This window comes from Paenibacillus brevis (assembly GCF_018919145.1).
GTDB classification, from domain to species: domain Bacteria; phylum Bacillota; class Bacilli; order Paenibacillales; family Paenibacillaceae; genus Fontibacillus; species Fontibacillus brevis.
Genome location: NZ_JAHLQJ010000008.1, coordinates 85,637 through 96,937 on the forward strand (window position 1 = coordinate 85,637; position 11,301 = coordinate 96,937).

Annotated in this window: 9 protein-coding genes; 7 read left to right on the forward strand and 2 right to left on the reverse strand. The window is 50.3% G+C overall.

The window, feature by feature from the left end; translation table 11 throughout:
- The first annotated feature begins 73 nt into the window (after positions 1 to 73).
- Positions 74 to 2,440, forward strand: a complete 2,367-nt coding sequence (locus KQJ23_RS10865; protein ID WP_216478905.1) for a glycoside hydrolase family 95 protein — start codon at positions 74 to 76, stop codon at positions 2,438 to 2,440.
- Positions 2,441 to 2,472: 32 nt separating this feature from the next.
- Here the strand turns inward: KQJ23_RS10865 and KQJ23_RS10870 are convergent, their stop codons facing one another.
- Complete coding sequence (locus tag KQJ23_RS10870; protein ID WP_216478906.1) at positions 2,473 to 3,309, reverse strand: AraC family transcriptional regulator; 837 nt, start codon at positions 3,307 to 3,309, stop codon at positions 2,473 to 2,475.
- Between the two features lie 127 nt (positions 3,310 to 3,436).
- Between KQJ23_RS10870 and KQJ23_RS10875 the strand changes: the two genes are divergently transcribed.
- Together KQJ23_RS10875 and KQJ23_RS10880 are read left to right on the forward strand one after the other, a co-directional pair.
- Positions 3,437 to 5,467 carry a beta-galactosidase gene (locus tag KQJ23_RS10875; RefSeq protein ID WP_216478907.1) on the forward strand — a complete coding sequence of 677 codons (2,031 nt, stop codon included), beginning with the start codon at positions 3,437 to 3,439 and terminating at the stop codon, positions 5,465 to 5,467.
- A gap of 121 nt (positions 5,468 to 5,588) precedes the next feature.
- Entirely contained in the window at positions 5,589 to 6,557 is a 969-nt protein-coding gene (locus tag KQJ23_RS10880) for a phosphotransferase family protein (RefSeq protein WP_216478908.1), read from the forward strand.
- Between the two features lie 282 nt (positions 6,558 to 6,839).
- Here KQJ23_RS10880 and KQJ23_RS10885 read toward each other — a convergent pair whose 3' ends face one another.
- Positions 6,840 to 7,913, reverse strand: coding sequence for a M42 family metallopeptidase (locus KQJ23_RS10885; protein ID WP_216478909.1), 1,074 nt, complete (start codon positions 7,911 to 7,913; stop codon positions 6,840 to 6,842).
- 417 nt (positions 7,914 to 8,330) lie between these two features.
- Here KQJ23_RS10885 and spoVAC point away from each other — a divergent pair, with 417 nt between their 5' ends.
- From spoVAC to KQJ23_RS10905, 4 genes are all read left to right on the forward strand, one after another.
- The gene (gene spoVAC / locus KQJ23_RS10890) at positions 8,331 to 8,801 is read left to right on the forward strand and encodes a stage V sporulation protein AC (RefSeq protein ID WP_216479002.1); all 471 of its coding nucleotides are present in this window, start codon (positions 8,331 to 8,333) and stop codon (positions 8,799 to 8,801) included.
- The gene (spoVAD, locus tag KQJ23_RS10895) at positions 8,801 to 9,817 is read left to right on the forward strand and encodes a stage V sporulation protein AD (protein ID WP_430522294.1); all 1,017 of its coding nucleotides are present in this window, start codon (positions 8,801 to 8,803) and stop codon (positions 9,815 to 9,817) included. The genes spoVAC and spoVAD overlap by 1 nt, the downstream gene beginning before the upstream one ends.
- Positions 9,818 to 9,819: 2 nt before the next feature.
- Positions 9,820 to 10,170 (forward strand): stage V sporulation protein AE, encoded by a 351-nt coding sequence (gene spoVAE, locus KQJ23_RS10900; RefSeq protein WP_216478911.1) that lies wholly within the window; start codon positions 9,820 to 9,822, stop codon positions 10,168 to 10,170.
- A gap of 171 nt (positions 10,171 to 10,341) precedes the next feature.
- Entirely contained in the window at positions 10,342 to 11,298 is a 957-nt protein-coding gene (locus KQJ23_RS10905; RefSeq protein ID WP_216478912.1) for an AAA family ATPase, read from the forward strand.
- The last annotated feature ends 3 nt before the right edge of the window (positions 11,299 to 11,301 follow it).

The following is an 11,301-nucleotide window of genomic DNA, read 5'->3' on the forward strand; positions in this document are numbered from 1 at the left end:
GTTCTAAATACAAAGGAAAAGGCCCGGATTCAACGGGCCTTTTCCTTAAGTTATAGGAGCGGAGGAGCACACCGTGAGCGAAAACCACCGGAAACAAGGGAACTGGAGACTGTGGTACAAGCAGCCTGCGGCCCGTTGGGAAGAGGCATTGCCGATCGGTAATGGCCGAATTGGCGCGATGGTCTATGGAGGACTTCAAGAGGAAGTTATAGCCTTAAATGAAGATACCTTATGGTCGGGAATTCCGAGAGATACGCAAAACTATGATGCTATACGTCACTTAAAGAGTGCCCGGGAATTGATATTTTCCGGGAAATACAAAGAGGCCGAGGAGTTAATTAATCTGCGTATGCTTGAGCGGCGTACCGAATCCTATCAGCCGCTTGGAAACTTGCGGATACAACAGCTTGGTATGGAGACGATCGAGGAGTATAGCCGTGAGCTGGATTTGTTGACTGGTCTGGCATCTGTTCAATATTCTGGTATGGGACAGTGCTTTGAGCGCGAGGGATTCATCAGCGCTGTGGATCAGGTAATGGTTCTGAGATATACCTCAACAGAAGGCTCGTTAAACCTGCGTATTGCTATGGACTCCCTGCTGCAGCATCATATTGAAGCGAGTAGCCAGGGGATACTAGTTATGAAAGGAAAGGCTCCCAGCCATATCGCCGACAATTACAGGGGGGACCATCCGCAGTCCATCCTCTATGAGGATGGAAGGGGTCTATCCTTTCAGGCTCATATAAGGGTTCTGACAGAGGGTGGAAGCGTAGCACAGGAAGGGGACGGGGTTCTCGTATCCGAAGCTGACTCGGTTCTGATTCTGTTTACAGCGGCTACCGATTTCGCCGGCTTTGATGTTGTGCCGGGAGTTATTCCGGAAGAACAGATCCGCCAGAGATGTCAGGAATGGCTGGATGCCGCTGCCAGTAAAGGCTATGAGGAATTGCTGAACAGACATCTGGATGATCATCAAGCCCTCTTTTCCCGCGTAAATTTGTATCTCGGAACATCGGCTATATCGAAGTTGCCTACGGATGAACGATTGATCCGCTATCGGGAAGGTAAAGAAGATCCAGCGCTCGAAGCCCTGTATTTTCAATATGGACGCTATTTACTGATGGCCAGCTCAAGGCCGGGTACTCAGCCTGCCAACCTTCAAGGCATCTGGAATCCTCACATGCAACCGCCATGGAACAGTAATTACACAACAAATATCAATGTGGAAATGAATTACTGGCCGGCCGAAGTAGGCAATCTGCCGGAATGCCATGAGCCGCTATTTGATATGATCAAGGACCTGAGCATTTCAGGAGCAAGAACGGCTAAGATCCATTATGGGGCAAGAGGCTGGACCGCACACCATAATGTCGATCTGTGGAGAACCTCTACACCGAGTGACGGAGATGCCAGCTGGGCGTTTTGGCCGATGAGCGGTGTATGGCTGTGCGGACATCTGTGGGAGCGATATGCTTATTCAAAGGATCTCGATTTTCTGCGGAATAAGGCTTACCCGCTGATGAAGGGAGCGGCGGAGTTCTGTCTGGACTGGTTGATTGAGGATTCTTCCGGGCGGCTCGTTACGGCGCCTTCCACATCACCCGAGAACAAGTTCCTGACCGCTGAAGGAGAAGCCTGCAGTGTCAGCGCCGGTTCTACGATGGATCTGGCACTGATCCGGGAACTGCTTGAGCACTGTATCGAAGCGGCTAACTTATTGGATACAGATAGAGAGTGGGCCCAATCGGCCCGCAGGGCGCTGGAGAAGCTTGCCAAGCCTGAGATTGCTCCGGACGGACGACTCCGGGAATGGCTGGAGGACTTCCCCGAAGCTGAGCCTGGGCATCGGCATGTATCCCATTTGTATGGTCTTTATCCGGGAAATGCGATTACGCTTGAGCATACGCCAGAGCTTGCAGAAGCGGCCCGCAAATCATTGGAGCAACGTATTGCAAGCGGCGGCGGGCATACGGGCTGGAGCTGTGCGTGGTTGATTAATCTGTATGCACGGCTTGCGGACAGTGAGCAGGCGTATAAATTTGTGCATACCTTGCTTGCCAGATCGACGTATCCGAATCTGTTCGATGATCACCCGCCGTTCCAAATTGACGGTAACTTCGGAGGGGTATCCGGCATCGCCGAGATGCTGATGCAGAGTCACCTGGATGACGTTCATCTCCTGCCGGCCTTGCCTGCAGCCTGGCCTAACGGCTGTGTGGAAGGAATTCGGGCAAGGGGAGGATATACCGTCGATATCGTCTGGAACGAAAGGGAATTGACTCTCGCCAGGGTAACGGCTTCCCGCAGCGGGTGGTGTCATATCCGGTACGCGGACAAGAAGCTGAGAATAGCCGCAGCTGACAAAGGCACGCTGGAATGGAAAGAAGACCGTTTCAAAATGGAGCCTGGAGGCTGTGTACTTGTAACCTTAGATGATTAAGCACATTAACAACTGTATATAGAATTTAACTTTTAAATGTGCAGCTTGCGAAATTGCTGGGGGGTCATCCCGGTATGCTTACGAAAGGTCGCTACAAAGTGACTGGCATCCCGAAACCCGCTCTCACCGGCGATTTGGATAACCGCTAGATCAGGTTGTCCGGCAAGCTGCTCTTTTGCTTTGTGTATCCTGTGTTGGACAAGATAAGCATAGGGAGAGATCGCGAATATGGACTGGAATAATTTATTTAGATGACGTCCGGAAATATTCAGCACTTCAGCCAGCGTATCCAGCCCGATATCAGGATTATCATAATTTTGGTTAATCCAGGTCAGGAGAGGCTGCAGCTTTTCAATCCCCCGGGTAATAGGAATTCGACTTGCTTGACCATACTTGCTCAGCAATCCCAAAAAGCGGTACGCGGCTGAAGAGACCTCCAACCCGAAGGGATCATTGCCTAATTGAAGCTGCTCAACAATAGATGCCAGAATGTCAGACAGGATGGAGTCGCTCTCCCAATCAAAACGCGCAGGCTCGTGAATGGCATAGGCGGACAAGACGGCAGCTGCCGCTTCCCCGCCAAAAGTAAGGTAATACGTCCCCCACTTATTTCGGTCAATCGTTTCATAGGCATGGGGCATCCCTGGAGGAAGCAGTATGCCGCTATTCGGCTTCAGTGTAATCGACTCGCCGCCATATGTGATTTTGCCCTCTCCGTCATCGGTCTGGAGCCAGTGGTAGCAAGGATAGCCTTCAGGCCTGTTCACCTTCTCCTGATCCGGATTGCAGCCGACGCTTTCAACGATGAGGGGTAAATGCGGGTTGGCAGAAGAGGGGAAGACAAAGCGGCGGTAAGCTGGAATTGACATACATTATACCTCCTGAGAGATGATCCATATTATTATATAGCCATTCACATTTATTATATGTAAAGCGGAATCTATCTGATTTACAATGGGATTATAATTATATCACATAATAAAGGATGTGCTTGGATTGATCAATCAAAAGCTGCCTAAAATCTGGTATGGCGGAGACTATAATCCGGAGCAATGGGACCGGGAAATCTGGAAAGAGGATGAGCGGATGTTCAAGCTCGCCGGGATTGATGTTGCGACGGTGAATGTCTTCTCCTGGGCGTTAACTCAACCCGATGAAGATACGTTTGACTTTTCTGTTCTTGATGAAACGATGGACCGATTGTATAAGGAAGGCGTATATATTTGCCTTGCAACCAGCACAGGCGCTCATCCTGCCTGGATGGCGAGAAAATATCCGGATGTACTGCGTGTAGATGTTCAAGGCCGGAAGCGTAAATTTGGAGGCCGGCATAATTCCTGCCCCAACTCTCCTTCCTACAGAAAGTTCTCTGTTCAGATCGCTGCCAAGCTTGCCGAGCGGTACAAAGATCATCCGGGTCTCCTGATCTGGCATGTGTCCAATGAGTATGGCGGCTACTGCTATTGTGAGAACTGTGCAGCAGGCTTCCGCACCTGGCTTAGGGAACGTTATGGTACACTGGATGCGCTGAATAAGGCTTGGAATACCCGCTTCTGGGGGCACACTTTCTATGATTGGGACGAGATCGTTGTTCCTAATGAGCTGAGTGAGGAATGGGGAGGCAACCGCACGAACTTCCAAGGAATTTCACTGGATTATCGCCGCTTCATGTCCTACAGTCTGCTGGAATGCTACAAGCTGGAACAGGCTGAATTGAAGAAGCATACACCGGATATTCCGGTGACGACGAATCTGATGGGCTTCTATCCGGAGCTGGATTACTTCGAGTGGGCCAAGCACATGGATATCGTATCCTGGGATAACTATCCGTCCTTGAATACGCCGGTCAGCTTCACGGCAATGACACATGACTTGATGCGCGGATTGAAGAGCGGAGATCCGTTCATGCTGATGGAACAGACGCCAAGCCAGCAGAACTGGCAGCCTTACAATTCCTTGAAGCGGCCTGGCGTGATGAGGCTGTGGAGCTATCAGGCGGTGGCGCGCGGCGCGGATACGGTGATGTTCTTCCAGCTCCGGCGTTCTATCGGAGCCTGCGAGAAATATCACGGTGCTGTAATTGAGCATGTCGGTCACGAGCATACGCGGGTATTCCGCGAATGTGCAGAGCTGGGACAAGAATTGCAGTCTTTGGGTGATAAGCTCCTGGATGCGCGGACACAGGCTCGAGTAGCCATTGTATATGATTGGGAGAATCGTTGGGCTCTTGAATTATCAAGCGGTCCGACCGTTGCGTTGAACTATGTGAATGAAGTGCATAAGTTTTACGATGCTTTATTCAAGATGAATGTAGAGGCGGACATGGTCTCGGTTGAAGAGGATTTCAGCAAATACGATATTGTGATTGCGCCGGTGCTATATATGGTGAAGCCAGGCTTTGCCAATCGTGCGGAGCAATTTGTATCATCTGGAGGCATCTTTGTTACAACCTTCTTCAGCGGCATTGTTAATGAGAACGATCTGGTGACGACAGGAGGATATCCGGGAGAGCTTCGCTCTTTGCTTGGAATCTGGTCGGAGGAAATTGATGCGTTGTTCCCGGATCAGAACAATGAAATCGTCATGAAGCAGGACTGGAACGGCTTGTCGGGCAGCTATGAGTGCGGCGTGCTTTGTGATCTCATTCATTCCGAAGGGGCAGAGGTACTGGCAGAGTATGGTCAGGATTTCTATCAAGGTATGCCGGTATTGACCCGCAACCGTTTTGGGTCGGGTAAAGCCTATTATGTAGCAAGCAGTCCGGATGAAGCGTTTATGGAGAGCTTCCTCGCTAATCTGTGCGAAGAGAAGGGGATTAAGGGACTGCTGCCGGATCGGGCCCCGGAAGGTGTAGAGACAGCCCGTCGTGTAAAGGATGGCAAAGAATATTTATTCCTGCTGAATCACAATGCGGAAGCAGCAGAGGTGAATATCGGGAACAATCCGCGGCAAGACCTGCTCGCGCATTCCTCGGTATCGGGATTAGTTACTGTTCCGGGACGAGGTGTTGTGATTCTGGAGAGCTGATCTCTTGACGATGCAGGACAATGAGAATAGATACTCTACATTTGAGACCGTCGGCTTGGCCGGCGGTTTCTGCTTCTCGTAGTAACCTGAAGAAGAAAGAGTGAGTCAAGGAGAGGATAGCATGAAAAATGCTCTGAAAAGGTCGTTAACCCCCGAGGAATTGAATCAGTTGACTGCACAGGTGTTTGGAGCGGATTCCGAAATTTTCAAGACCGTTGAATTAAAGGATGGATGGTTTAATACCGCATATGACTTACTCTTGAAGAACGGGTTGCATACGGTACTGAAGCTTGCTCCGCTAACCGGAGAAGGGGTAATGCGCTATGAACGGAATATGATGCAAACAGAAGTTGAGGTGCTCAAGCTGCTTCAGCAGATAGATTCCATCCCTGTACCTGAGGTTTATTTTGCCGGAAAAGATCCTCAAGGTGGCGAATGCTTCCTGATGAAGTTTATTAGCGGTCTTCCCTTAGACAAGGCAAAAATGCAACTGACCGAGCCGGAAATGCAAGCTGTTCGATATGAGCTGGGCACGATTAGTCAACGTATAAATGAGATTGAAGGGGAGCAGTTCGGATATTTTGCTGCGGGAGGAGTTCGAGGGCCTTCCTGGTACGAGGTATTTGAGAATATGACTCAAAATCTGCTTCTGGATGCACGCGACAAGGGAATAGCCTTGCCTGCGCATGAAGGAGAGATTTGCGGCGCTATAACCGTACGGCGAACCAGTCTGGAGGAAGTAACCGTACCTAAATTGGTGCATTGGGATTTATGGGATGGCAATGTATTCGTGGACAAAGGTCGGGTAACTGGTCTGATCGATTGTGAACGGGCTTTATGGGGAGATCCGCTGATGGAGTTCTATTTCAGGGAGTTGGCCGGCAATCAAGAAGCTTTTCTGAGGAGGTATGGGAAGACGAGCTTTTCCCCTGCCGAACGGGAGCGATTGGAGCTTTACGATCTGTATCTGGCCTTGATCATGCATATTGAATGTACGTACAGAGGATACGAAGACGAGAATCATCATAAATGGGCCGCTGAGCAGTTGGCTCATGTATGGGGGAGAGTGTCACGAAGGTCATCGTCATAGTTTCCTGCAAGAGCGCAGAAATGGCCAATATTAAACCGACCAATGGTTCTGCCTGCGTGCCGGGGGCAACGTGTGAAGTGTGCCTACGATCGCTGTTGTTCGCGGATTTCTTTGATTGAACTAAGCCATCATAAGGTAGAAATTCACTCACAAAGGCGACCACTTCGTTTCTTCAACACACTTCACACTTATGCCCCTCTAACGAGCCTTTTTAAGTTTAGCTATTACAGGGCCTCCCGAAAGATCAAGTCTTTCGGGAGGCCCTGTTTTGCTTTGCATGGATTAGCTGTTCTCCAAAATGGTGTTGAGCGTGGTACGGTCCAGCCCCTTAATGAGCTTGATCATTAGCTCCTTGGCAGCCTCATAGTCATCGGTGTGAATGATGGATGAGGAAGTATGAATGTAACGGGAGCAAATACCGATAATCGCGGATGGCACCCCAATACCGCTCAAATGGACTTGTCCGGCATCCGTGCCGCCTTGGGAGACAAAGTATTGATATTTAATTTTGTGGGTATCGGCCGTATCGCGAATATACTCCACCATTCCGCGATGGGTCAGCATCGTCGGATCATAAATCCGAAGCAATGCCCCTTGACCCAACTGACCGAAGGCGGATTTGTCCCCAGTTGTATCGTTCGCAGGGCTTGCGTCCATACCGAGGAAAATATCGGGCTGAATCAGGTTGGCAGATGTCCGCGCTCCTCGCAGTCCCAATTCTTCCTGCACGGTTGCGCCGCAATATAAGGTGTTGGGAAGCTGTACGTTATGGAGAGCTTCCATCACTTCCAGAGCAAGTCCAACGCCATAGCGGTTATCCCAGGCTTTAGCCATAATTTTCTTAGGGTTAATCATGGGCGTGAATTCGCAGATCGGCACGATCTGTTGACCTGGAGTGATCCCTGCCTCTTCTGCTTCCTGGCGGCTGTCAGCTCCGACATCCAGATACATGGTTTTGAGATCTACAGGCTTGCTGCGCTGAGCTTCATCCAGCAAATGTGTCGGCGTAGAGCCAACAATACCGATAATTCGTCCTTTAGGCGTAATGATCTGAAGACGCTGGGCAAGAACGGCCTGGCTCCACCAGCCGCCGATCGGCTGAAATTTTACCATGCCATTGTCGGTAATACTAGTCGTAATAAAGCCTACCTCATCAAAATGTCCGGCAACCATAATGCGCGGCCCTTGATCATCTCCGCGAAGCACTCCGAACAGGCTTCCAAGCCGGTCTTGAACAAATTCGCTCGTATAAGCGGACATCCGCTCCTTGAACCAGCCGCGCAGCTCACGTTCGAAGCCGGGTGCGGCCGGATATTCCGTTAATTGCTTAAAAAGTTCTCTTGTTTGGGTATTCATCATCGTTCTCTCCTTCCATGATATTCAGTATGTACCACCCTAATTAGATTGTCTATGATGCATGGGCACCATTAGGACGCACTCTACATATAATACATCAATTCACCCCGCATTACACCGTTTCAGGGAGGCGCACAAGCCATGCTAGAAAGGCATTCCAAGGATTGGCTTCTAATTATCGTGCTGTTCATCTTACTGGTCATTATTTTGCAGTTGCTGTGATTCAAGTAATATTCACCAACTGAAACAGGCGTTCTCCACCGGAGACGCCTGTTTTTTTTGCTGGAATCAAGTGGTATTTATTTCCGGAACATAACAAAGCCATTAGGAGCAAATAATGTATATACAGCTTAGGAAAAAATTGAAGCACGAAAAGGAGGAGCGCATGTGCCAGCAAAATCAAAACCCGGCGCCAGAATGAAGCTGAATTCCATGTCGCTAACCGAACAAGACTATAAGCAGATCGCAAAAAAACATAAGCCGAAGCCCAAGGTGCTCACCAATTGCCTGAAGGCATTTCTCGTAGGCGGAACGATTTGTCTGATTGGCCAGTGTATCCAGCAACTGTTTATGACTTTTGCCGGAATGTCGGCGAAGGAGGCAAGCAGCCCCACTGTCGCAGTGCTGATCATCATATCAGTTATCCTCACCTGTTTTGGAGTTTACGATAAAATTGCCCAATGGGCCGGAGCGGGCTCGGCAGTTCCGGTAACCGGATTTGCGAATTCCATGTGCTCCTCGGCGCTGGAAGCAAGAGCGGAAGGGCTGGTTCTGGGAGTCGGAGCAAGCATGTTCAAGCTCGCTGGCTCGGTCATTGTGTTCGGGGTTGTCGCCGCCTTCATCATTGGCGTTATCCATGTGATATTCGGACTTGGGGGGAACCATTGATGCTGATCGGCACCCAGACCTGGGAGTTCAAATCCAAGCCGGTCATTCTTGGCACGGCGACCGTAGTTGGACCGGAAGAGGGACAAGGTCCCCTTTCTTCCGACTTTGACTTTGTATACGACAATCTTGAAATTGACGAAAAAACCTGGGAGAAAGCAGAGCGTAAATTGCTCGAACATGCCTCGTCACTGGCCCTGGTGCATGCCGGAATTTCCAAGGACCAACTGCAGCTGTTTGTCGGCGGTGATCTTATGAATCAGATTATCAGCGCGACCTTCGCGGCGCGGACAATCGGAGCGCCTTATCTTGGTGTATTCGGAGCCTGCTCCACCTCGATGGAAAGCCTGGCGGTTGCGGCAATGGTGGTGGATGCAGGCGGCGCACAGTATGCGCTGGCGGCGACAGCAAGCCATAACTGCACAGTGGAGAAGCAGTTCAGATATCCTACGGAATATGGATCGCAGAAGCCGCCGACTGCCCAATATACGATAACAGGCTCCGGAGCAGCGGTCGTAGCCTCATCAGGTTCAGGACCGCGAATTACCCATGCGACGATCGGAAAAATCCAGGATCTTGGTGTCAAGGATCCCTTTAATATGGGAGAGGCTATGGCTCCGGCGGCAGCGGATACGCTAGTCGCGCATTTCAAGGATACCGGCCGGACGCCGGAGGACTATGATCTCATTGTGACAGGGGATCTGGCTTCTATAGGACATGCCATCGTCAGCGATCTGCTGAAGCAGGATGGAGTCACCATGGAGAAGACGGCTTTTAATGACTGCGGGTTGATGATTTATGACCGGGAGAAGCAGCCCTTTGTCCTTGCAGGCGGCAGCGGCTGCGGCTGCTCGGCGGTCGTAACCTACGGTCATATTTTGAAGAGGATGAAGCAGGGGGAATTGAACCGGGTACTGGTCGTCGCAACCGGAGCCTTGTTGTCTCCACTGTCGTATCAGCAAGGAGAGAGTATTCCTTGCATTGCCCATGCAGTCTCTATTGAAAGGGGTGAAAGCTAAATATGATCTTTTTCTGGGCTTTTGTCGTCGGAGGTTTAATCTGTGTGGTGGGTCAGATCATGTTTGATATTTTCAAATTAACACCGGCTCATACGATGAGCACACTTGTCGTGATCGGCGCAGTTATGGATGCTCTGGGTTGGTATGACCCGCTTGTGAAGTTTGCCGGAGCCGGAGCCTCTGTGCCGATCACAAGCTTCGGCAACTCCCTGGTTCACGGCGCCTTGACCGAATTGCACCGTGATGGCTGGATTGGCGTCATTACGGGAATATTTGATGTGACGAGCGCAGGGATTTCGGCGGCTATTATTTTCTCTTTTCTGGCCGCTCTGGTTGTAAGACCGAAGGGATGAGCACCCTGAAGACAAAATGAGCAGCAGACTGTGTCCGGAGGCAGAAATTTTGCCCGAAGATGCGGTCTGTTTTTTTACTTCCATAGGAATCATCATGTACAATAGAAGTAATACACATCGGTACAATTCAGCATAGAGCGACAAGATGACTAAACGCCTGGAGGGATGAGCATGCCGATCGACGAGCAGTCAATTTCAGCGCTGAACGCTGTCAAGAGCAATCTGGAATCATGTATATTAGGGAAAACCTTTGAGATTAATCTATTGCTTACCGCCCTTCTTGCCGGAGGACATGTGTTGATTGAGGATGTTCCCGGTACCGGAAAGACGCAACTAATCAAGGCTCTGGCCAAATCGATGGACGGAGAATACAGAAGAATCCAGTGTAATCCGGATATTTTACCAAGCGATATCACAGGCGTATCCGTGTTTCACCCGCATGAGGAACGCTTTGTGTTCCGCCCGGGGCCGGTCATGACTAATATTTTGCTTGCGGATGAGATCAACCGTGCCACGACCAAGACGCAATCGGCATTGCTTGAAGTGATGGAAGAGAGAAGTGTGACGGCGGACGGGGTAACCTACGACCTGCCGGTGCCCTTCATGCTATGTGCAACCCAGAATCCGATTGATTTTGAAGGTACATATTTGCTTCCTGAAGCGCAGCTGGATCGTTTCATGTTGAAGATCAGCATGGGGTATCCGGATGCGGCAACCGAGAAAAGCATGCTTCGTTCGCATGCTGCCGGACAACCGGTTGATCAGCTTCGCCCGGTGACGAATATGTATGATATCGCGAGAATTCAACAAGAGATTACTCAGGTGCATATCAGCGATGCTCTGACTGACTATTTATTGGAAATCGTTAGAAGAACCCGTAGCCATGATTCTGTCCTGCTTGGGGCTTCACCGCGCGCATCGCTTGCTTTCATGAAGGCTGTGAGAGCCTACGCATTCTTGCAAGGGCGTGATTATACTTTGCCGGATGATATTAAGGTGCTTGCTCCATATGTACTTGGACACCGTATATTGCTTCGACCGGAAGCCCGGCTGGATAGCCGGAATGCCGGACAGATCGTGCAGCAGATTCTGCTGCAGGTCCAGGTTCCGGTTAGTGCGGGAATATAAGTC